Here is a 22,012-nt window from a genome sequence, read left to right as displayed (position 1 = left end):
TGGGGCTTTTTTTACCTCAGCGTTAATTCAGCACCGGTTTCCCTAGTGGCTGCGTGGGGCGCTCCGCCAGCGCAAACAACGCCTCAACCCGCGCTTTCTCTTTGGCATCCACCGGCACCAGTACGCCGCAGGCGACAAACACCAGCAGATTACCTGCCAGACCGACAATACCGCTGGTCAGCGAGCCGAGGGCCGGAATGTCATCAGGGAAGAAAACCGTCAGCACGATGGCGATGATAATGCCGGTCATCATGCCAAGCAGTGCGCCCTGCTTATTGCCAAAGCGACTGAAGATGCCAAAGAACAGCGGCACCGCCAGCTGGATAATCCCCTGGTAAGAAATCTGTGCCAGCAACTGCAAACGTGAATAGTTAAAAGTGAAATACGCCAGCAGCGCTGCCGCGACAATAAACACCACCATGCCCGATTTCGCCAGCACCGTTAACTGACGATCGCTACGCGGTTTGTTCCAGGTGGCAAGGTCATTGGCGAATTGCGTGCCGCATACCTGCACACATCCATCGACATGGCCGATGCTCGCCGCCAGCACAATCACCAACGCTAACGCCAACAGCCACGGGCCACCCTGATCAAACAAGGCGGTGAAGAAACCGTTCTGTGGGTTGGCCTGTACATTCGGATCCTGGCTGACCGCCGTAGCAAACAACATCAGGATGGCGTAGAAACCGCCCACCAGCAGAATGGTCAATAACGTGCCCTTCTTCACCGCCTTGATACCGCTGGCGGTGTAGATACGCTGGAAGCTCATCGGCCAGCACATCGACCCCACCACGCCGGTGAAAATCAGGCTGAACATATACCACGAACCGTAATGCGAACCTTCGGCACCCGGAATCTGTAACATGGCTGGCGGCAGCGACGATAGCTGGCCGAAGCTGTGATCGCCGTTGAACAACAGCACCACACACACCAGCGCGCCCAGGCCGTAAGCGATAATACCCTGGTACATATCGGTCATGATTAACCCGCGCATCCCCATGCTTACCGTCCAGTACTGGCGTACCAGAATCAGCAGTACCCCCGCGATCAGGCAGGTGGTGACGCCCCAGCGACCAAAGCTGGCAAACTCCACCAGCAATGCCAGTGCCTGAATACCCATCACTACCCACGGAAACACGCAGATGATGCCAATGATCGAGGCCACACGTTTCACAGCCGGGCTGTTGTAGCGCATCCCCAGCAAATCGGGCTGCGTGGTCAGGTTAAAGTGCTGACCCCATTTCCAGGCGCGGCGTGCCATCAGATACATCGCAGTGACGCCGAGCGTGGAGTACACCGCGCCGTAGAAGCCAATCACGCCGCTAACAGAGAGCGCAAAAAACGCGGTAAAGGTCGCCCCCGGCCACCAGGAGTTGGTGTAACTCATGGCGATATACCAGGGACCGTAAGAGCGCCCCCCGACCGCATAGTCAGAGAACGAGGTACTTTTACGGTTGGTGGCATAGAGTACGGCAATCATGATCGCCAGAAATAAACCGATCATGCCAAAGGTAATTAAATAATGCGGTTCTGCGGCGCTAATTTTCATGATACTTCCTCATCCGCGGGAATTTCGCCAAATGCACACTCAGCGAGATACATCACCCATAATCCGACGCCAAGAAATACCGCAATAGCCAGCCAGTAAATAATCGGCAACGGAATACCCAGAAATAATTCCCCACTACCACTGACACTTAAATATAACGGCGGACAGAGCGCCAGCAGTAATAAAGCCAGCAGATAGATGGCAAAGATTTTATTTTTAATACGAATGCGATCGCGCAATTGTTGCGCCATGATCATGGTACTCATAACCCCCTCCGGAATTTAGAATGATGGTGTTCGCACTCCTTTACCTGCTGTCAGACAGCTTTTCCCCTGTGGTGTAATTCGATAAAACTTACAATGCGCGCAACCAGTTTTCCCAGTCGGGATGATTTAATACACTGCGGGCGCGCAATTCTTTCCAGCGACCATATTTCGAGAAATCAAAATCAATATCCGCTACCTGATGTTGAATAATCGCCCAGGTTGACCACTTCATATCCGCCAGATATTTGTGGATCTGTACGCGGGAAAATATCGCGTTATCCACTTTACCGAAATAATCCTCCAGCAATTCAAGTTCAATTTGTGGTGTAAAAAACATTTCGCCAAACCATAACGCCAGTTCATAACACCGATCATTATTCGAGGCATACTCGAAATCAACCAGACGAATTTCATCACTGGCATTCAGCATAAAATTCCCCGCCAGCGTGTCATTCATGCAGGGCACGCTATCCAGTCCCGCCGCTTCCAGCGCCTGCTGCGCACGTTGCGCCTGCTTATGCAGCCAGACGGCATCCGCCGAAAAGGGAGCTTTAAGCCCCTGTACCTGTTTAATATGTTCATTCAGCATATCGAACACGGTTTTGTTCTCGGTCAGTCGCGGCTGGTCATTAAAGCTTTTCAGCGCATGCAACGCACGGTGGCGAATGGCCGGTTGTTGAAAATCGAGGTTGGATGAAGCACGCCAGCCGTCAATAAACTCGAATATCTCCACGCCTAACTCGCGCAAATAAGCCACCACCGGCACGCCATAACCGGTTTGTGCCGCCTTGACGCTGGCCTCGTGTGCGGTGTCTCGATTTATAAACCGCTCGGTGCCTTCACCGGGAATTTTGACGAAGTAAGCCGTGGGCGCGCCAGCAACCGCCACATGCCAGTTCGCGTTCGAGATTCCCCCGTGTACCGGGCGATAGTGGATGGTTTTGTTTTGCCAGCCAGGCATCGCAGCAATCGCCTGCTCAAGACGCTGCTCCTGCCAGCTTTCGGCTTGTCCGGGTTGTTTACTCATCGGGATTGCTCCGCTGTCAGGGTTAACCAACGTTCGAATCGGGGATCGCGCGCACTCTGACGGCAGCGCAGCAACATCCACTGGCCGAGCTTGGCGAACTCCAGCCCGCGCGCGCTGGTGTGGCCGTTCAGCATTCCCCACAGCGTCCAGTAGTAATCATCCACCAGCGCGTACAGGCGGCAGCGCGCCACATCAGCTTCGCTGCATTCACCACGCCAGGCGCGGATCGCATCGCGCCAGCGATCGTCAGTGGGTAATTGTTCATGAATTAAGGTGGCGATATCGTGCCAGGCATCCCCCTGCGCGGCGTAATCGAAATCCAGCAAACGCCAGTCACCCTTGCTGTTGACCATCCAGTTGCTGGCAATCGGGTCGCCGTGAATCAGCACCGGCGTAAATGGCGCAGCCAGTAGTGCCTGCCAGGCCAGATCCACGCATTCACCGAGCCATACCATCTCTTGCGGCAAGGCAATGTTCGCCTGCCCGATTTGCTGGCGCAGTCGCAGCATGTCCTGCTGACGCGTAGGCTGTGGCAGCGGTAACGCGGCATCGTGTAATCGGTCAAGGGTGCGTGTCAGGGCGTCGAACTGCGCCGGGTCGCTAAAGCTGGCCAGTTTGGCCCAGCGAAAATCGGCATCCAGCGCCGCGAAGATCAGTACCCCAGCCTGTTCATCGGCATGACACAGTGCAGGGGCAATACCCAGCTCACCGGCCTGGCGACTGATTTCAGCGCTGCGGCGGACATCCAGCAGCGTGCGTTGATCGTCGTATAACACTTTGGCGTAAAAGTGCTGCCCGGCGCTCTCCAGCCGGAATCCTGCCCACTCCGTCGCCAGACGATGTGGTGATGCCACCCCGGCGCAACCCGGTTCGACAACAAAGCGCTGGCCGGGTTGCCATGCCGCCAGGACCTGTCCTAAGCGCGTCATCATGCGGTTTCCTCCGGAACGGGTTGCAGGATGAGATCACTCAAAAGCGCCATCAGCAGATCCAACCCACGATGCAGATCCTCAGTGGCGGTAAATTCACGTTCGTTATGGGATAACCCGCCCGCACTCGGGACAAACAGCAGCGCGCTGGGACAGTGATAACTCAGGCTGATGGCATCATGCCCGGCGACACTACGCAGCGGCATGGCGCTCAGACCAAGGCGATCTGCCTGCTGTAGCGCGCGTTGTGCCAGCCCGGCATCCAGCTGTTGCCGGGCACGGAATTGCGCCCGATCGAGGCTGACATCGGTAGAAGTAGCCTGAGCAATCGATTGCATCTGCTGGCTGAAGCTATCGCGTAATTGATGCAACAAAGCCTCATCAGCAGAGCGAAATTCGATGTACACCGTGGCTTCAGACGTCACCACGTTGGGAGAATTGGGGGTGGTTTCGAGACGCCCCACCGAGGTGTGCAGAATTTCTCCGTGACGATCGGCCTCAGCACGCACCGCAACAATGGTCTGTGCCGCCGCCAGCAACGCATCGCGACGGCGACTCATCAATGCCGGGCCGGTATGGTTTTGCTCACCGCGAAACGTCACTTGCCATTTCAGTGCCGCCCAGGTTTCTGTCACCACGCCAATTTGTTTGCCCTGAAGCTCAAGGTGCGGCCCCTGCTCCACATGCAGTTCGAGGTAAGCGCGCAACGGCAAGGCGGGTAACGTTTCACCACGATAGCCAATTTCTGCCAGCGCGGTAGCCAGCGTAATGCCATCAGCATCGGTACAGGCCAGCGCCTCATCCAGCGTTACCGCTTTAGTGAAGACCGAGCTGCCAATCAGGCTCGGCTGAAAACGCGCGCCTTCTTCATTGGTCCAGTTGACCACCGCCAGGTTGCATTGCGCATCAGCGGGATGGTCCCGCAGCTGCCGCGCCAGTGCTGCAAGCGTGGCGGCTGCACCGGTGACGCCGTAAGCACCATCGAAACGACCACCGAGCGGCTGGCTGTCGAGATGCGATCCACACAGCAGCCAGGGGGCTTCCGGGCGCAACGTCATCAGACCAAAAATATTACCGATTTCATCAATCTTTACGTCAAAACCCTGTTGGGTCAGCCAGGTACAAAAGGCATCGCGCACCTGTTGATCTTCGGCGCTGGCCGTCAGACGATGCAAACCGCCTGCTGCCGTGGCACCAATGCGACTACTGGTGGCAAACAGCGCATCAAATGCCTGATAGTCGCGTGAGGTCATCCGCGGCAGTGCCGGGATGGAGGATGTTGACATGTGCGTTCTCCAGACTCGCTACAAAAGCTGCCGGTGGCGGCGCATTGGTCACTAAGGTGTCGACCGCGCTGAACGGCAGCGTATTAACAAAGGTACGCAGTCCAAATTTGCCTTCATCCGCCAGAATCACACTCTGGCGGCAATGCGTGCTCAGCACGCGCCGTAATAACGCCTCCGGCTCCTCGTAGTCCATAAAGCCGTTGTCCCGATCCACCGCGCCAATGCCCATAAAGGCGATGTCGTAGTGAAACTGCCGGGCAAAATCCAGCGTATGGGGGCCAATCAGTGCGTTATCGTTTCGCCGGACGCGCCCTGGTGTTAGCGTCACAGCATTCTCGCTCTGCTGCGTCAGCAGCGTGGCAATATCCAGTGAATTAGTAATAATCTTCAGTCGTGCAAAACGCGTCAGCTGCTGCGCCAGCGCCAGTGTCGAAGTGCCGGTATCGAGGAACAATGCCATCCCCTCCTCAACCAGTTCACTCGCCAGTTGCCCCATACGCACTTTGGCGCGAGGTTTGATGCGGCTGCGAATTTGCAGCGGCTGCTCTTCGCTGGGTACGGGCAAAATTGCGCCACCGTGCACCCGGCGCAGCACTCCCTGCTCTTCCAGATACTTTAAATCGCGGCGGATGGTCTCTTCCGATACCACAAACTTCTGCGCCAGTTCGGTGACGCGCACACGTTTATCGTGACTCAGTACCCGTTTGATCTCATCGAGTCGCGGCTGATTGATCATACTTACCCTTCTGTTTCTGCGGGGAAAACCGCAGTATACCCGGATTGACGGCCCTGCCCCGGCATGACGTTATAAATCGCGCGGCGACAGGCTGGGCAAATGCTGATCCCACGGCATCAACGCTTCCAGTGCCGCGCAGAACTGCAATACATCCCCTTCGGCATAACGACGTCCGATCACCTGTAATCCCACCGGCAAACCCTCCGGGGTGAAGCCGCACGGCACCGTCGCAGCCGGATTGCCGCTCAGATTGAAAGGCCAGGTAAACGGCGTCCAGCGCGCCCATTCCACGCCACTGTCCCCCTCCGGTTGCCCTTGCGGAACGTGGCGGTCGGCGGCAAAGGGCAGAATCGGCAGCGTGGGCGTAATCAGTAAATCCACCTCGTCAAACAGCGCATGGACCTGGCTGGCAAATACAGCGCGCTGCTTTTGCGCGTCCAGGTAATCAGCCAGACCGATACGTTGCGCCCGTTCGATTAAGGCAGCGAAGCCGGGATCCAGCTGGTCAAGCTGCTGCCGGAGTGCCGCGCCATAAGCGATACCGCGACCCCCGCTCCACAAGGTATCGAAAGTGTCGAACGGACTTTGCCAACTGAGCGGTTTGGCAGTCAGAGTGATCGGCAGCGCATGTGCCATCTGCTCAACGGCCTGCTCAACACAGGCGGCAATGCGGGCATCGACGGGCGTATTAAACAGCGTCGGGCTGTAGTGCACGCGCAGGGGCGGCAATGGTGCATCGCAACGTTCCAGCCAGCTTTCGGTTTTCGCCGGTAACGCCTGATGATCGCGCGCATCCGGGCCGGAGAGCAGATCAAACAGCAGCGCGCTGTCACGCACCGTGCGGGTCATCGGCCCGGCATGGCTGAGCATCTCCGTCGCGGACCACGGCCAGGTGGGAATACGACCCAGCGATGCCTTAAGGGCAAAAATGCCGCAAAACGCACCGGGAATACGTACCGAGCCACCGCCATCCGACCCCAGTGCGGCAGGCACCATACGCGCCGCCACGCTGATTGCCGAACCAGAGCTGGATCCGCCGCTGGTCAGTGACGGATCCCACGGGTTACGACCATGACCATAGACGCGAGAATAACTGGAGCCGGTCCAGCCAAATTCAGTGGTGGCGGTTTTACCGATAATGATCGCCCCCGCTGCTTTTAAGCGCGCAATAATCGGCGCATCGCTATCCGGGACATTATCCACTGCGGTGAGGGAGCCTTTACAGGTCCGCAATCCGGCAGTGGAAAACAGATCTTTAATACCGAATGGCACACCATGCAGCGGACCGCGCAATTTTCCCTGCTGGCTTTCACGGTCGCAGATCTCCGCTTCTGCTAATGCCTGCTGGTAATAAACATCACCGAAGGCATTCAATGTGGGATTGTGGTTTTTTATCTGCTGCAAACAAAACTCCACCAATGCCACACTGCTGTACTCGCCCTGACGAATCTGTGCCGCTGCGCTTAATAAATCCGGCATAACCTGCATGTTCACGCTCTATCCATCCGACCAACTGTTGAGCTGATAGTGGCATAGCTGTGGAGAGATGCAAGACCGGTTTATGTTGTTAATGTGGGATATGTTGTATTTATCCGAAGTGAGTGATAGGAAAGCGTGATGATGGGAGAGAGCATAAAATGTCATGAAAATGACACAAGGTTGAATATTTAACTACCGGAATAACCGTTGCTGGTAGGGTCAGCAGTTTTTGCGCTGATCGAACGATGAACGCGCGGAACGTGCGACAACCTACAAGTTGCCCCCTTTCCGCGCACAGTGATAACAAAATCGTTTGACCAAAAAATCGCCGTGCCCGATTACAGCCAGCCAGAACGTTTCAGTCGCCACCACATAAAACCACATATCATAAAGGTCACCAGTAGCGCTATCGGATAACCGAAGTGGGTATGCAGCTCCGGCATATCAGAGAAGTTCATGCCATACATACTAAAAATGATGGTAGGCACAATCAGCACCGCACCCCATCCGGCCAGCTTCTTGTTCACCTCACTTTGCTGCACCGATACCAGCGCCAGGTTTACCTGCATAGCGCTGGTGAGCATTTCGCGCATATCTTCGGCATCGATCATCACGTGATGCGCATGGTCTTGCACATCACGCAGATAAGCGCGCAGATTTTTTGGGATCAGATTTTCGTGGAAACGCACCAGCTGTGGGCAAATTTCGGTGACCGGCATCGCCGCATTGCGCAGCGACAGCAACTCGCGCCGCAGATGATAAACCTCTTCCAGCGTATCGCGATGAAAACGGGTGGTGAACATCTGGTCTTCCATTTCGCTGATGCGCTTACTCAGGCTGGCGGTAATTTTGGCGTAGTTATCAACGATACAGTCGAGGATGCAATACATGGCGTAGCCTGGCCCTTCGCTCATCATCGCCTGGTTTTTTTCTGCACGCGCGCGGATGCCGCCATAGCCATCGGTAGAACCGTGGCGCACAGTGATCAGAAAGTTTTTGCCCAGGAAGAAGTGCGTTTCACCAAAGGTGATACGTTGCTGGCCGTCAAGATGCGCGGTTTTAACCACCACAAACACCGACTCGCCATACTGCTCAATTTTCGGGCGCTGATGCGCCACCAGCGCATCTTCAATCGCCAGCTCATGCAGGCTGAACTCCTGTTGCAGCGTCTGCATAAAGGCGGCATCTGGCTGATATAATCCCAGCCAGACAAAGGTGTTGTCTTCTTTCAGCACCTCACTGATGTCGGCAATGTTGACATTCTCTTCACGCTTGCCGTGGCGATAGACCACGCAGTTAATCACCATCTTATCCAGATCCTTCTTTTGCTGATGTCCTGTAATCATAGTCTTAAAGGTCATATTTCATCTCAACACAGGGTAAAGCCGCACCGGCCAGCGCCGAGTGATACAGGCTTTCTTTCACCACGCTAAATCCGTGACGCAAATAGAACGCCCAGGCGTTGGGGGTTGCTGCCAGCGTCAGCTGGCGAAAACCACGCTGACGTGCTTCCCGCACAATCGCCTGCATAATGGCACTGGCATAACCTTTGCCGTGGCAGGATGGCAGCGTGAAAATGGCTTCAACGCTGCCATTCGCCAGATCGAGAAAACCGGTGGCGGCAACGCCATGCAAAGGGTCTTCAACCACAAAGAAAGGATTGCCGCGGATGGCTTCAAAGTATCCCTCTGGCAATGCGTCGGGGGTCCAGGCGGCAATCACATCGGCGGGATACACGGCCTGGCAACCGTGGCGAATCGCGAGGTTACGAATACGCCACAGCGCGGCAGCTTCATCAGGACGAGCTAAACGAGGTGTCATGGTTTCTCCTGCTGTGCTTATAATCCAGAAACGCGATCAGGAAGATAATTAAGGTGAGTTACATGCAACTGTTCTCGGCACGGCTGTTTTTGCGCCCGGTTGAAATGCGCGATCTGCATACCCTGTTCGCCATTTATGGCGATCCCGGCACCAACATGTTTAATCCAACCGGCCCTTTTCCTGATCTCACCTTTACAGAAGAAGTGTTAACACGCTGGCTGGCGCACTGGCAATCCTATCCGTTTGGCAATTGGGCGATTTGTCTGCGCGAGCGATCTGAACAAGTGTTGGGGTTTGGTGGCTTGACGGTGCGGGAGTTTGCCGGCAGGCCGGTGAATAATCTTGGCTACCGGCTGGCAAAAGAGGCATGGGGCAACGGTTACGCCACTGAATTTGCCTGCACGGTGATTGCCTACGCTTTTGATCACTGCCAGCTACCGGTGGTGGATGCGGCGGTGCGCGAAGATCATCTGGCTTCTCAGCAGGTGCTGGAAAAGGCGGGTTTACGCTGTTATGACCGGGTTGAGGACATTCCCGGCGCTCCCGCCAGCCTGGTGTATGAATTGCGTGCGCAGACCTGGCGCGATCAGGAGACGCCAAGGTAACGCAGGATTGCCGTCATTAACGCCGCCCCGATAATCACCACAATCAGTGGTGCTCTGCGCCAGGCAAGGAAGACGGCAAACAGCACACCTGCGATACGGGCAACGCCCGCGAAGTGGGTGCCTTCAAACAGCGCGGTGGTGACAGCCACTGACAGCAGTAACACTGTGGCGGCATCGGACAACATGCTGCGCGCGCGTTCGGACATCTGCATGCGGCTGCCGAGACGAAATCCGGCAAAACGGATCAGATACGTTCCACTCGCCAGCAGCGCAATACCCGCAATGATTAAGCCATTTTCCATTATTTACGCTCCCGCCAGCTCAGCAAACCTAATAAAGAAAACAGCACCGGCATCCCGGCAGGAACAAACGGCGTAGCCAGTACCGAGAGCAATGCTCCGAGCGAAGCCGGGAAGCGCGTGCGTCGCTGGCGCAGTGCCGGGAAAATCAGCGCAATCAGAATGGCGGGAAACACGGCATCCAGACCAATCGCCGACACATCCGGGATAAAGCGACCAATCACCGCACCGCTGATCACGCTCAGTGGCCAGATGGCAAAAATACCCAGGCCGCAGATCCAGTAGGCGGCACGGCGCTGGGCCAGCTTCGGTTGCGAAATGCCAAACACCACACTTTCATCATTCATGATATGACAGCCAAACAGCGCACGACTGCCCTGCCCGACCAAATCTTTAACTGCGATGCCAAACGGTAAATGCCGCGCGTTGACGAGCAACCCGGCGGCCGCAGCGGTGAACGGACTGCCGCCACCGGCGACAATACCAATAAAGAGAAATTCGGATGCCCCCGCCAGCACCAGGGTGGATAGCGCGATTGGCACCCAGAGCGGAAAACCGTCCGCTGCCGCCAGCGAGCCATAAGAAAGACCGACGATTCCATCGGCCAGACAAACGAGAAAAATCGCTTTTATCACCCCTTTATCCAGAGGTACTGCTCCCAGACGCATAACAATTTGATCTCATATCGAACAGGAAAGCCGTTATAATGAACGCCTCAACACCGTTTTACAAGATGAACAATTTGTTCTTTATATCGAACAGGAGTAGCTGTGACCCCGCCGATTGATATTATTGCCGCCGGACTGGTGCGTGAACGCCAGCGCGCCGGTCTTTCATTGACTGAGGTCGCTCGTCGCGCCGGAGTGGCGAAATCGACCCTGTCGCAGTTGGAAGCAGGCAATGGCAATCCCAGTATTGAGACACTGTGGTCATTGTGCGTGGCGCTGAATATTCCTTTTGCGCGCCTGATGGAGCCGGAAGTGAAGCGGTTACAGGTGATTCGTAAAGGTGAAGGAATGGTGATCTCTGCCGAACTGGCGGATTATCAGGCCGCGCTGCTGGCGAGTTGCCCGCCAGGCGGGCGTCGCGATCTTTATCTGATCACCAGCCAACCCGGCGCTGCGCGGGCGTCAAAGCCGCATCCGCCCGGCTCGGTTGAGCATGTGATCATCGCTCAGGGCCGCGCACTGGTCGGCCCGAGCGATGCACCGGTGCTACTCGGCCCTGGCGACTACATTTGCTATCCCGCTGACGAGCCGCACCTGTTTGAAGCGCTGGAGCCCAATACCATGGCGGTGCAGCTGTCGGAGCAGAATTGAATTCAAAGGAATAAAGACGACGAAAATTCATCGTCTTGCGTTGCTAATTTAAGTCGCCGCTGTAACAGGTGTCTCATTTTCCGGTTGCTCATCAGCGGTACGAGCAAGCGGCTCCTGCGGGATAGGCAATTTTCCTCTTAGTTCTGTGACACGTTCTTTCGAAATCTCAATATCTCTTGTGTCCAGGTTGCCTGGAGTGCCTTTTCTGGCCGCATATTCCTCTGCCAACGTCGTATTACCATGCTCTTTTACAAAATCATCTACCTTAACGCCATGCGCTTTCAGACGGTTAATTAAATGAGGCGGTAATGCCATGGTGTCACCTGTCCCCATGGCATTTTCCAGTTCCTGCATAAATGCCGCTGCTTGCTCAGGGGTACTGTCCGCAGGCAGATCAGCCTCCGCTTTTAACGCCCAATACATCCAGTTCAGTTCGGCTTTACTTACTGGTGTCGTTTTAATATCTTCCATATAAATATCGTTGTCATCAATAGCAGGACTAGACTTCAATATATTTCTTATGCTCTCAGGCAGGTTGAGGCGTTTATGTTTATCCAATCGTTCCATCAGAGAGTTAAGCTGTTTAAGCGTTGCGGGAATTTTCTGTCGCCGCTTAAACTGCTCAATATCTTTTTTGATGGCTGATGCCCCTCGCGAATCTACCTTACTATTATTATTGTCGTCTTCGTCTGGTGTACCATTTTTCTTCAACGAACCATTGATATCCATCCCCTGTGCTCTCAGGAAGTTAATCGTTCCTGATGTTAAATTGCCTTCTCCTCCGGAGGCGATCAAAGCATCCAGCTCCTGTCCGACATTCCTCCATTTCCTCTCTAGCGCCTGATGGTTGGCCGTTAATTGAGTTGCAGTACTTTTAGCATCAATGTTAGCTCTCTCTTCTGCGGGCAAAGTCACATACAATTCTTTGGCTAAATCATCCATTTGATTTTTGCTGAGCAGCCAACAGCCTTTAGCCATCGAATATTTCCCATGGTCTTCCAGATATGTTTTTAAATCAAATACACCTTCTTTTTTCAATGCATTTTCAAATTTTTCAGGAAAGGTATATATCTGAACATCATCACCAATCCCATTATTTTCTGCGGTGATGTCGTCAATGCGTTTTGTCAAATATGTATGAGCCGCTTGCTGATTAGGGATCGAATATCCTCTGTATTTCTCAATAAGCGAGTTTAGATGGCCTTTGTTCAGTGTATAATCCGAAACAAATCGATGGTTGGTGGGATTTGCGTGCCCTTTCTGTGTCGCGGCTGCTTTGGCAGGCGTTTCGTCGCCATTGGTCAGGATGTAAATCCTGGCATTGGTCGTGGGTGTCTTAAGCATCCTTATTACTTTATCAGGAATACTCACTTTTTCATTTTCACCCATTGAGTCTCTTATTTCTCTTACTAAATCAACCGCACCTTCCATGTCAGATTCGTCCAGTTTTTCCGCTTTGACCATAAATCGCAATTTTTTCAGTCGTGACTGGTCCAGTATAGAATGCTCATATCGCACCACATATTTCGTGTCAGGATTATTATCATTATCAAGCGCATTGCCGGAAAGATAATCATCAATATCTATTCCTGCCTCGCGTAAATCTTTGAGCAGCTGATAGGGAATTTGAATTTTTCCACCATTGGCGGTTATTTTTTCCAGTTCCTCCAGTTTATTGACAATCCGTTCCTGAAGCTGTGCTTTTTCGAATTTTTTGTACGCTTTATCAGCTTCATTCAGGATATCGTTTACACCATCGGAGTCAAATTCTACCCGGCTATAATCTGTCACACCATTGACAGTAGCGCGCCGACGTGATTCTACAGAACCATATCTATTCAGTAGTTTTTTAATATCTACTCCAACACTCTCCAGAAACCTTATGGTCTCGGTAGATAATGTGTTGGTTTTATTATCCTGAAGAAGTCCCTTCCTTACATCGCTTAAAGCTTGCCGCCAGAGGGTTGACGGTGTTAATACTCTCGACCCGGCTCCAGGGGTGGCACTCAGATGGTTTTCAGTTGCTAATGCTTGCTCTTCCTTAGGCGCTGATATGGCATCGTTTTGTTTACTTTTAACTTCGACCCCAAGTATTTTGGCTAATTTTGTCGTTTCCTCATTGATTTTCTCGCCAACTTTCTGTGTGGTTATACCTGAATCATTAGAGAACTTCATCCCATCGCCAACAAATTTATTTTTCTTACCTATTTTCCCCAGAACCCTTCCGCCAAGCCCATCTGTAAGAAGCCCTGCCGTTGTATCTATGGCAGTCTGAATAGTTATATTTCTACGCTCCGTTGCATCCGAGTCGATAGTATATTTTATAATTCCTTTACCTATTGTCACAGCTGCTGACGCTAACATTCCCTGTGGGGTTGTTTTTGGTGCACCGGACATGCCAATCATAAAAGAAAGGTTATCCGCTATTTTATCAAGTTTTTTAAACAACCTGCTTTTATCTTCTTTGTTTGGATCCGCCACTACATGATAAAACTCATCGTTCTGCGCAGTCAGATAATTCTCAACCAGTTTTGTGTCGTAATTATCGCCGGTATTCTCTATCGTTACGGTTCGGGTTGACACTTTCGCGGCATCTTCGCTGGCACCCTGAGTCATATGTTGGGCAATATAGGTCTGGAGGTCGGCACCTGGCGAGAAGCTATTCCCATTGCTGACCGTACCCGCAGATGTGCACAACAATTTTCCATCGTAATCCATGATTAATAATTTCTTTTCGCCCGGGTTATCACCCGGAACTTCCAGGGCGATAACGTCTAATACCGGCTTGCCATTATATTTCAGCGTCATCACGTGGCTACTGTCGCCGTTTAAGAACGTTCTGATGGCTGTTTTCTCAGCCGCAGACAAATGTGAATTTGGCGAAACCAGAGCTCTTTTAAATCCCAGCTGAAAGATATTTCGGTAAAGCGTTGCCATCTCTGGCGCTCTTGTTCTCATTTCTCGCAGATGATTGGGCCACCTTTCTCTCAGTTTTGCTGCCGAATGTTTAATAACAGGATTTTTCCTTATATCCAGATTTCTCTGGGCATCGGTGATAGGCACGACATCATGAGGGACTGTTCTGACTGACTTATACCCCTTTTGCCCAAATAGCTCCCTACGAAATTCCTGATAGGTTTCGGTTGAATCCTTGTCACCCGTGCTACCGTGCCATAACACCTCGGCGTTGAACGGAACGTTCCCGGTGTAAATATCAATGATGCGCGCACGACCCACCACATCGGGCGGTCCCTTGATGATAGTGCTAACGTAACTGTAAGGTGATGAGATCTTGCCACGAGCCTCGGGGTGTTTATCGATAATCTTCTGGATATCATTCTCGATAAATTTTCTATAGTCGGCCTTATTCCTGGCATCCATACCGATTTGCGTATCGTTATATTCTTTCTCGGTCATTGTGAATTCGCTGGCGTCGGTACTGTCAGCAGGCGAGTTCTGGCTGGCATCTACCAGAGCATCGTCCTCTGCCGCTGCCTCTGCAACTGCCGGTGAGCCGGTTACCGGTGGCTGTACGGCACGGGCATCCGATGCGGCCTGTTCCATGGCGGGCTGTGTACTTCTTCTGCCCCGGCTATGTACCTGCGGCTCCGCTATCCGGTTCGCTTCTGTCGGGCGGTTATTACCCACCGGAATTCTCTCCGCTTCACCCGCCTTTCCTTCAGCCCTGGTTTCTGCAGCCTTATGCAGCGCATTCACTCCTGCCACTCCGGTTGAGACTATACTCTGAATACCTGACTCAATTACAATGTCACCGGGCAGACCACCACAGGTATCCTTCAACACCTTCCGGAAACCCTCCTGCCTGATTTTGTCCACCACAAAACCGCCCTTCACGACGGTTTTCACCGCCGAAGGCGTAAATAAACTCACTGTCTGTTCCACTATCCCGTACACCAGCCGGTTTTCCACCGCATCTAAATCAGCGGCCCGGACAAACTGCGTCGGCGTACGCGCGCGCTCCAGCCTTCCCCTGTCCGTGACAAAGCGGTCAATTTCTTTCGCTATCCTGTAGCCGAAACCCAGTATCTTCGCACCGTGGAACATCCCCCCCAGCAGGCTCTTCGCTGTCTGACCAAACAGCGTCTGTACCATCCTTTTCGCAAACGCCCCTGACACTGCCCCGGACGACTTTTTCGTCATCTTCTGCACCCAGCCCTCCAGGTGGGCCGCCGCTTTTTCCGGCGTCTCCGCTGCCAGGTTCGCCTTCATCTCCAGCAGCACACCCTCCCGCCTGACACGATCTATAAACGCTTTACCCTCCGGGTCCTTCTCCGTTTTAAAAACGTCACCCAGCTCATCAACCACCCTGTCGAACAGCGACAGCAGATGCGCCCGCTCCTCCTCGCTCGCATCCTCCGGGATCTGCGCTTTACTGGCGTGCAGCACCCCGGCAACATACTTCACCAGCTTCGCATCCTTCGAAAACAGGTTAATCTGCTTGTGAGTGATTTCTGCCACTTCGGCCGACAGCTTTTTCATCGCCGCGTCGGTAGCCCGCAGGCATTTCATAATGGCTCCCTGGGCATGTTTGTAATCTTTCTTACCACGCAGCGCTGAGGCCGGTATCCCGCTGTTTCCGCCCGGATTAACCAGCTGCTCCATCTCCCGGCTCATCTCCGCCATCGCATCCCGGCACCGCTTTGCCGAAGCGCGGCAGAGGGTACGTATGACCCCGATGCTGTTCTGGTGCTGCCGCATGAGGAAGGTTTTCTGCATATCGCCCAGCTCACGCTCCGTCATCTCCATCACCCGCCCCAGCGTCTCTGCCTGCTGCTCTGCCGCCACCCGTTTCTTATCCAGCCCGGCCAGCTTTGCTTCCTGGTACTGATGTAACGTTTCCCTGCGCTGATCCGGCGTCAGTATGTTGCCGCGATCACGCAGCTCTCTTTTCACCTGCGGCTTCTTCTCTGACGCCGCCATTGACGCTTCGGCAAGATCCTCCATCGCACGGTGAATATTCAGCATCATACCCAGCGGGCTGGATACCACCCCCCTGATTTGCCAATGAAAGTCGCTGGGCTGGGCCGGGTTCAGTCCGTGCGCCGTGCCCGTCTGGGCGGCACGCCAGCCTTTCACCGCCAGATGCCCCAGCGCCGACGCCATGTCTTTCGCGTTGTCCCACTGCCTGCCCGCCTTCTTCAGCGTCCACTCATGTCTCAGAACATGCAGCAAAACATGCGCCACGCCCTCCTCCACCTTCTCTTCCTGCTTCAGGGCATTACTGCTCTTCTCCATCGCCTGCTTCACGATTTTCACCCTGCCGTCCGCATTCTTCAGGGCCATAGCGAAGGTTGTGCGGCTGTGCCTGCTGAGGTGTTTTTCCTTCATGGTGAAAAATCCGGGCTTCAGGTGCCCCTCCAGTTCGTCCCGGGCCTTTCCCACCTCCGTTGCCACCGTATCCAGCGCCTTTTTCGCCAGCGCCCGTAACGGCTCTCCCAGTCTGGTCTTTTCTGCTGCGTCTGCCACTCCGCTGATGATGGCGGCATTGTGCAGCGCCGCCGACATATTTCGCAGGTCTGCGGTCGCTTTTTTCAGATCTTTCAGCGTCGTGTCGTCATTTGTTGCTGCCGCCTCTGACAGTGCATTCCCCAGCTCCACGCACACCGGTACCAGCGCCCGTGCTGCATCGCGGATTTTCGCCGACATGGGGTCCGCCCCGTCAGTATCTTTAGCTAATTCAGACAGTGCCACCTCTTCCTCTTGCAGCCCCTTCAGCTCTGAGCGTACATCCTTCAGGTACGCGTCACGCGTTTTCTCCAGCGCCCTGACCACTTTCTGGCAGTCGGCCTTCATTTCTGTGTAAGCCTTATCCATGCCCTTATGCAGCAGCGCCTGCTCCTCCCACTTACACACCTCTTCCGGCAACTCCACCGCCTGCCACAGGTAAGGAAAACGGCCTCTGTCCAGCGCCTGCAGCAGCTCACGCCGTACTGCCTCCGGCCCCTCCGAAAGTTCCGCCACGCCGCCGCTCTTACGATGTTCTGCCACTCCGGCCAGGACTGTATCGGCTTTCTTCAGCGCCTCCGCGATATCGTGCAGCGACAGCTGCGCGTTCATCATCCCCACTTTCTGAGGGCCGTCCTGCGGGGGGAATGCCGCCAGTGTCTTGCTCAGTTCGCAAAGATTATCACCCGCCTGTTTCAGAGACGGCGCTGCGGGGGACCACTTGTGCTCCGACATCTCTGTCTGGATCTTTTTCATCTCCTCCATATCAACTTCAAGGTAATCCCGGAGCTTGCCCAGACGGCGGTATTCAACCAGCTTCCCGCGCTCTTTCCGCAGATCCGGCAGGACAAACACTTCCGGCGCCCTCTGATTCTCTTCCGGCTCCTCCAGGTCTTGCTCCACCCCGAACAACGGCTCTTCCTCTACCTTCTTCTCCTGATTCTTCCTGATATGTTCAGGCACCGGGATGTCATCAACAGCATCCGTCAGCCCATCAATCACCTCAGCAAGCTTGTCCTCCGAAACCGGTACCCCTTTACTGGTCATGCACGTTGCCACGGAAGCGTCCTTGTCCCTGAAGTCCAGCGTCACTTCGTGTGCGTCCTGCATCCAGTCCAGGATTTTCTGCTGTTCTTTCAGCCCGCTAAACAACACGGCGGAACCCGTTTCATAGAAAATCCCGGTATCAGCTGCAAGAATGCTGAGTGTATCCATGAAGTTGATGGCGGTTTCTGGCTGCAGCATCGGCCCCGTTTTACTGCCCGCTTTGCCCTGGGGGCCGGAAAAGTCTGTTGCCTGGGTGCGGTCGGTGTGTGCCTGAAGTGGTTTGGTAAGCATGGAGATCCCTGACATTAAGAAAGTAAAAAAAATTAATCAGGGAAGATTACCGGTCACAGTCCGGCGGGATTATCGGAAAAAGACCTGAACTTTCGGATTTCGCTCAACTGACAGGCCAATCTGTTTTTTATCTGATTGGCAATAAACAGAAGAAACCAACCAAATTCGAAAGCCCGAAAAATAAATATCGCTAGATTAGGGTTGAAGAGAGCCAGAAAAGGTTTTCCAGCAACATTCAACCGCAGGCGAAATATCAGGAAACACCTGCCACTATCTATGGAGAGAATATTTCTCGATGAAAATGTTTTTAACTCTGCCACTGGTGGCATTCACTGTCGCCAGCCATGCGTCGGAGCAAACCCAAAGCTGTGAACAAAGAGAAGCAGCGCTGCAGCGCCAGATGGGTTATGCGCAGGAATATAATAACAGGCATGAAATTGCCGGGCTGGAACGCGCCATCACCGAAGTGAAAAGACATTGCCGTAATTCGGCTTCGCGGAATGGTAATGCAGAAGACATTCGCCGCCGGGAACGTGAAGTAAAAGAACTGCGTCAGAAACTGGCAGATGCCGAGGATGCACTCGACGACGCCCGAAATAACTAACCTCAGGAGAGTTAAACGGCGGAGTGATACTCCGCCGCTGAACAATTATTTCGCGGTGTACGGTTCACCCCCCACATGGACTTTATAAATGCGGAAATTGGGTACCGGCGGATTAGTAAAATTCATCTCCCCCCCTACCCAGCTGTTGAGATGGTTACTGACGAAGTAAAGGTCGCCATGCGGTCCCCAGCCGATGGTATCCGGCCAGGCGATGGCGTCGCTGGTCACCAGGGGGGTGACTTTGCCGGTTTTCACATCACGTTTCATCAGGCCATTGAGCATCAGCGCGGTAAGATACAGATTGCCCTGGCGATCCGCAGTGATGCCGTCGGTATTCGACGGTAATACCGTATCCACTTTGACCGCCTGCTCGATCTGCGCTTCGCTGTTATTGAAGTTGCGCAGCACGGCGGTGGGCACTTTCATCAGACGATTGCCCGTCAGATTGGTCCAGTAAAGGGTTTTCTTATCACCGGACAACGCAATACCGTCGGCACCGGTCAGCATCGGATTGGCTTTACCGTCTTTATCCTTCAGCACTTTTTCACCGTGAATACTGAAGGTAAAACCGGGCTGGTCATTAACCCATTCAGGCGCAGAAAGTACCCGTTTCGCCTCGCCGGTTTTCATTTTGTACACCAGCAAACCCCCTTTCAGCGGATGGCACATAATGCCGGAATCGGTGATATAAACCACACCGGCATCATTATCTACCGCCACATCATTGAGGAATGAACAGGTAAAATCGACTTGATCATTAGTGAAGGTGTAGCGCGCCACTTCTTTGTTTTTATTCAAATCCCACGCGACCAGCTTTTCATCACCGGGTTTATTCGGCGCACCGGCAATGTGGCCCTGGTCGAGAATCCACATCACGTTATGACGATCGATCTCAAATCCCAGCACCGCCTTTAAACCCTGCGGATTATGCACATCGTTCATCGCTTCGCTGGGGAACGGCTTCAGCATCCATTGCCCATCCTTTTTCACCAGCTTTGACAACGTAGCCGGCACTTCCGGGCCGCCCCAGCGCGCAGTGCTGACATACAGGTTGCCGTGCGCATCAACTTTGACGCCATGCAGCATCGCTTTGGTGTCGTTTTTTTGCCATGCCGCAGCGGCAGCAGGGTCGCTCAGGTCATAAGGCAGACGATTCCACTCAGCGACCACATCCAGTTTGGGTTGTGTCGCCGCCATGGCAGGTAATCCGACCCCTCCCGCCGTCAGTAACAGCAGCAGTCCAGAAAGCTTTTTTAGCGGATATGAGGAAGATGCATAGAACATAATTTTACCCCTGAAGGATGGTTTTATTGTGGTTATTTGTCGACTTCTGACATGTCAGAATCTAGCATCCTCTTTTATCGGATAAAGAGACGATTTAATGATTTTGCCTGTTACTTCACAAAATCCATGGCTGTCATCATCTGCGGTTATGGCGGTTATCATCGGGAATGATATGTGATCGTCACCTCTGTTCTGGATTCTTGTAGCGCTTTTCGTAGCTTGCTTCGCGCCACAGGCTCAGCATCAGATTAAAACTATCTCTATGAATATAAATGGTTTAAATATCTAACATGTTAGTTGTAATTTTGATTACTTTAACCCTGCTGCAAGAACTGTGCTCAAAATCCCCTTACCCGTGACAGCCATCACATTAAATCACTATCTGCTGCACTTTTTGTGATCGATTTAGCAAAGAACTAACATACACCTAACTTTATTCCTGCCGACTGATAGATTTGTGACATGTCAGATTTAACACCCGGTGACATTCAGCGCGAAGTTAACGTAAACAGCTGACGAGGCATTACCTCAACCTCGCTCGGCATCCCCCCACCAGGGATCGAGCATTTTCTTTTCGCGGCTTCTCACGCTGTCATTCAATCGTATAAGAATCAGGAAAGCAGCCATGAGTACTTTGACAGAGAGTAAAACGCGCAATGCCGTGAACGACATTGAGCACATCACTATCCGCAGAATTATCACTATGCTGGTGCCACTGATGGTGGCGATGTACGTGGTGGCCTATATCGATCGCCAAAATATCAGTTTCGCCAAATTGCAGATGGTCAGCAGCCTCGGCTGGAGTGAGTCAGCTTTTGGCCTCGGTGCCTCGCTGTTCTTTATTGGTTATCTGGTTTTTAGCGTACCAGGCAACCTGATCCTGTCGAAGGTCGGTGCCAAACGTTGGTTTGCACTCAGCCTCGCGGCCTGGGGCATCATCACTATTGCCCTCGCCTTCACACAAAGCCTGACCATGTTCTACAGCCTGCGTTTTGTTCTCGGGCTGGCGGAAGCCAGTTTCTATCCCGGCCTGATTTATTACTCAACGCAGTGGTTCCCGATTAAATACCGTCCGCGTATCGTCGGTTTCCTCGTCACCGCCAGCATGTTCGCCAATATGATTGGTGCCCCGCTCAACGGTGCGCTGCTCAGCATGCACGGCATTATGGGTTACGAAGGCTGGCAATGGCTGTTCCTGATCACCGGCCTGCTGGCGATTGTGCTCATCGTTCCGGTGCTGTTCTGGTTCCCGATTAGTCCGGCGCACGCCACGTTCCTGTCAGCCGAACAAAAACAATGGTTATCGCAACGGCTGGAGGACGAACGCCGTCAGGAAACGGATAAATCTGTCGATACGTTGTTCAAGTCGCTGACCGATAAACGCGTGCTGGCACTGGCGCTGGTGTATGGCTTTATCTGCTTCGGCGCTTATGGCATCAGCTACTGGATGCCTACCATCGTGAAATCCTTCGGGGTTTCCGATATGACCAACGGATTCGTCAATATGATCCCCTGGGCGATGGTGATGATTATGCTGCGCTGGCTGACGCAAAAACCGGAACGTACCAATAACCCGTTTATCAATGTCGCGCTGCCGATGTTTACCTCTGCCGCCTGCCTGATTGGTTCGGTGTGGTTTGCCAGCCAGCCGGTCATCAGTTTTGCCTTTATCTGCGGCGTGGTGTTATCGGTGTTCGCCATCCAACCCTGCTTCTGGAATCTGACTAAATTCCTCTCCGGTGATTCAGCGGCTGCGGGTATCGCCATCATTAATTCGCTGGCAAACCTCGGTGGTTTCTTCGCGCAAAACACTATCCCGCTGGTACGCGATCAAATGCAAAGCGCCACCGCGCCGATGGTCTATCTCAGCATCGTCATGCTGGTGGGGGGGATCTGCACCATGATGATCATCAAATGGCTGCAACGTCAGCGCGAACCGAGTGCTGCTCCGATGCCAGGACATTAATCTAACATTTCAGATTAAATCAATAAAACGTGATGAAT

17 protein-coding genes are annotated in these 22,012 nt (G+C 53.5%); 4 read left to right on the top strand and 13 right to left on the bottom strand.

Annotated elements, in window-relative coordinates:
• Window positions 1-22: 22 nt before the first annotated feature.
• From PW844_RS09075 to PW844_RS09035, 9 genes are all read right to left on the bottom strand, one after another.
• On the bottom strand, window positions 23-1,549 hold the full coding sequence (locus PW844_RS09075) for a sodium:solute symporter (RefSeq protein ID WP_299450536.1): 1,527 nt from the start codon (window positions 1,547-1,549) through the stop codon (window positions 23-25).
• Window positions 1,546-1,815: a hypothetical protein gene (locus PW844_RS09070; protein ID WP_299450534.1), complete on the bottom strand. Its 270-nt coding sequence runs from the start codon at window positions 1,813-1,815 to the stop codon at window positions 1,546-1,548. The genes PW844_RS09075 and PW844_RS09070 overlap by 4 nt, the downstream gene beginning before the upstream one ends.
• Before the next feature lie 88 nt (window positions 1,816-1,903).
• The gene (locus PW844_RS09065; RefSeq protein WP_299450531.1) at window positions 1,904-2,842 is read right to left on the bottom strand and encodes a choline/ethanolamine kinase family protein; all 939 of its coding nucleotides are present in this window, start codon (window positions 2,840-2,842) and stop codon (window positions 1,904-1,906) included.
• Window positions 2,839-3,774, bottom strand: a complete 936-nt coding sequence (locus PW844_RS09060) for a phosphotransferase (RefSeq protein WP_299450529.1) — start codon at window positions 3,772-3,774, stop codon at window positions 2,839-2,841. The genes PW844_RS09065 and PW844_RS09060 overlap by 4 nt, the downstream gene beginning before the upstream one ends.
• Window positions 3,771-5,057, bottom strand: a complete 1,287-nt coding sequence (locus PW844_RS09055; protein WP_299450528.1) for a Zn-dependent hydrolase — start codon at window positions 5,055-5,057, stop codon at window positions 3,771-3,773. The genes PW844_RS09060 and PW844_RS09055 overlap by 4 nt, the downstream gene beginning before the upstream one ends.
• Entirely contained in the window at window positions 4,996-5,793 is a 798-nt protein-coding gene (locus PW844_RS09050) for a DeoR/GlpR family DNA-binding transcription regulator (protein WP_084880369.1), read from the bottom strand. The genes PW844_RS09055 and PW844_RS09050 overlap by 62 nt, the downstream gene beginning before the upstream one ends.
• Before the next feature lie 69 nt (window positions 5,794-5,862).
• Window positions 5,863-7,281 carry an amidase gene (locus PW844_RS09045; protein WP_299451115.1) on the bottom strand — a complete coding sequence of 473 codons (1,419 nt, stop codon included), beginning with the start codon at window positions 7,279-7,281 and terminating at the stop codon, window positions 5,863-5,865.
• A gap of 329 nt (window positions 7,282-7,610) precedes the next feature.
• Window positions 7,611-8,579, bottom strand: coding sequence for a magnesium/cobalt transporter CorA (corA, locus tag PW844_RS09040; protein WP_299451113.1), 969 nt, complete (start codon window positions 8,577-8,579; stop codon window positions 7,611-7,613).
• A gap of 43 nt (window positions 8,580-8,622) precedes the next feature.
• Entirely contained in the window at window positions 8,623-9,093 is a 471-nt protein-coding gene (locus tag PW844_RS09035; protein WP_299450526.1) for a GNAT family N-acetyltransferase, read from the bottom strand.
• A gap of 62 nt (window positions 9,094-9,155) precedes the next feature.
• On the opposite strand from PW844_RS09035, the gene PW844_RS09030 reads away from it, so the two are divergent.
• Window positions 9,156-9,698, top strand: a complete 543-nt coding sequence (locus PW844_RS09030; protein ID WP_299450525.1) for a GNAT family N-acetyltransferase — start codon at window positions 9,156-9,158, stop codon at window positions 9,696-9,698.
• Here PW844_RS09030 and PW844_RS09025 read toward each other — a convergent pair.
• Together PW844_RS09025 and PW844_RS09020 are read right to left on the bottom strand one after the other, a co-directional pair.
• Entirely contained in the window at window positions 9,680-10,000 is a 321-nt protein-coding gene (locus PW844_RS09025; RefSeq protein WP_299450523.1) for an AzlD domain-containing protein, read from the bottom strand. The genes PW844_RS09030 and PW844_RS09025 overlap by 19 nt on opposite strands.
• Window positions 10,000-10,665 carry an AzlC family ABC transporter permease gene (locus tag PW844_RS09020; RefSeq protein WP_299450522.1) on the bottom strand — a complete coding sequence of 222 codons (666 nt, stop codon included), beginning with the start codon at window positions 10,663-10,665 and terminating at the stop codon, window positions 10,000-10,002. Before PW844_RS09020 ends, PW844_RS09025 begins: the two co-directional genes overlap by 1 nt.
• A gap of 102 nt (window positions 10,666-10,767) precedes the next feature.
• Between PW844_RS09020 and PW844_RS09015 the strand changes: the two genes are divergently transcribed.
• Complete coding sequence (locus tag PW844_RS09015; protein ID WP_084880352.1) at window positions 10,768-11,316, top strand: XRE family transcriptional regulator; 549 nt, start codon at window positions 10,768-10,770, stop codon at window positions 11,314-11,316.
• A gap of 48 nt (window positions 11,317-11,364) precedes the next feature.
• Here the strand turns inward: PW844_RS09015 and PW844_RS09010 are convergent, their stop codons facing one another.
• Window positions 11,365-18,120: a hypothetical protein gene (locus PW844_RS09010; protein WP_299450519.1), complete on the bottom strand. Its 6,756-nt coding sequence runs from the start codon at window positions 18,118-18,120 to the stop codon at window positions 11,365-11,367.
• Between the two features lie 295 nt (window positions 18,121-18,415).
• Between PW844_RS09010 and PW844_RS09005 the strand changes: the two genes are divergently transcribed.
• Window positions 18,416-18,724 carry a DUF1090 family protein gene (locus PW844_RS09005; protein ID WP_084880346.1) on the top strand — a complete coding sequence of 103 codons (309 nt, stop codon included), beginning with the start codon at window positions 18,416-18,418 and terminating at the stop codon, window positions 18,722-18,724.
• Window positions 18,725-18,769: 45 nt separating this feature from the next.
• Here PW844_RS09005 and PW844_RS09000 read toward each other — a convergent pair whose 3' ends face one another.
• The gene (locus tag PW844_RS09000) at window positions 18,770-20,008 is read right to left on the bottom strand and encodes an L-dopachrome tautomerase-related protein (protein WP_299450516.1); all 1,239 of its coding nucleotides are present in this window, start codon (window positions 20,006-20,008) and stop codon (window positions 18,770-18,772) included.
• Between the two features lie 625 nt (window positions 20,009-20,633).
• Here PW844_RS09000 and PW844_RS08995 point away from each other — a divergent pair.
• On the top strand, window positions 20,634-21,974 hold the full coding sequence (locus PW844_RS08995; RefSeq protein ID WP_299450514.1) for an MFS transporter: 1,341 nt from the start codon (window positions 20,634-20,636) through the stop codon (window positions 21,972-21,974).
• Window positions 21,975-22,012: the final 38 nt, after the last annotated feature.

Origin of the sequence: Pantoea sp. (assembly GCF_028283705.1) — a bacterium.
Classification (GTDB): domain Bacteria; phylum Pseudomonadota; class Gammaproteobacteria; order Enterobacterales; family Enterobacteriaceae; genus Pantoea.
This window is presented reverse-complemented; position numbering and strand designations above follow the sequence as displayed.

What these genes read in the sequence shown, in the direction of transcription:
- PW844_RS09050 (WP_084880369.1), bottom strand. Translation starts at nt 5,793, where the DNA reads ATGATCAATCAGCCGCGACTCGATGAGATCAAACGGGTACTGAGTCAC.
- PW844_RS09065 (WP_299450531.1), bottom strand. Translation starts at nt 2,842, where the DNA reads ATGAGTAAACAACCCGGACAAGCCGAAAGCTGGCAGGAGCAGCGTCTT.
- PW844_RS09055 (WP_299450528.1), bottom strand. Translation starts at nt 5,057, where the DNA reads ATGTCAACATCCTCCATCCCGGCACTGCCGCGGATGACCTCACGCGAC.
- PW844_RS09010 (WP_299450519.1), bottom strand. Translation starts at nt 18,120, where the DNA reads ATGCTTACCAAACCACTTCAGGCACACACCGACCGCACCCAGGCAACA.
- PW844_RS09070 (WP_299450534.1), bottom strand. Translation starts at nt 1,815, where the DNA reads ATGAGTACCATGATCATGGCGCAACAATTGCGCGATCGCATTCGTATT.
- PW844_RS09005 (WP_084880346.1), top strand. Translation starts at nt 18,416, where the DNA reads ATGAAAATGTTTTTAACTCTGCCACTGGTGGCATTCACTGTCGCCAGC.
- PW844_RS09000 (WP_299450516.1), bottom strand. Translation starts at nt 20,008, where the DNA reads ATGTTCTATGCATCTTCCTCATATCCGCTAAAAAAGCTTTCTGGACTG.
- PW844_RS09035 (WP_299450526.1), bottom strand. Translation starts at nt 9,093, where the DNA reads ATGACACCTCGTTTAGCTCGTCCTGATGAAGCTGCCGCGCTGTGGCGT.
- PW844_RS09020 (WP_299450522.1), bottom strand. Translation starts at nt 10,665, where the DNA reads ATGCGTCTGGGAGCAGTACCTCTGGATAAAGGGGTGATAAAAGCGATT.
- PW844_RS09030 (WP_299450525.1), top strand. Translation starts at nt 9,156, where the DNA reads ATGCAACTGTTCTCGGCACGGCTGTTTTTGCGCCCGGTTGAAATGCGC.
- PW844_RS09075 (WP_299450536.1), bottom strand. Translation starts at nt 1,549, where the DNA reads ATGAAAATTAGCGCCGCAGAACCGCATTATTTAATTACCTTTGGCATG.
- PW844_RS09045 (WP_299451115.1), bottom strand. Translation starts at nt 7,281, where the DNA reads ATGCAGGTTATGCCGGATTTATTAAGCGCAGCGGCACAGATTCGTCAG.
- corA (WP_299451113.1), bottom strand. Translation starts at nt 8,579, where the DNA reads ATGGTGATTAACTGCGTGGTCTATCGCCACGGCAAGCGTGAAGAGAAT.
- PW844_RS08995 (WP_299450514.1), top strand. Translation starts at nt 20,634, where the DNA reads ATGAGTACTTTGACAGAGAGTAAAACGCGCAATGCCGTGAACGACATT.
- PW844_RS09025 (WP_299450523.1), bottom strand. Translation starts at nt 10,000, where the DNA reads ATGGAAAATGGCTTAATCATTGCGGGTATTGCGCTGCTGGCGAGTGGA.
- PW844_RS09060 (WP_299450529.1), bottom strand. Translation starts at nt 3,774, where the DNA reads ATGATGACGCGCTTAGGACAGGTCCTGGCGGCATGGCAACCCGGCCAG.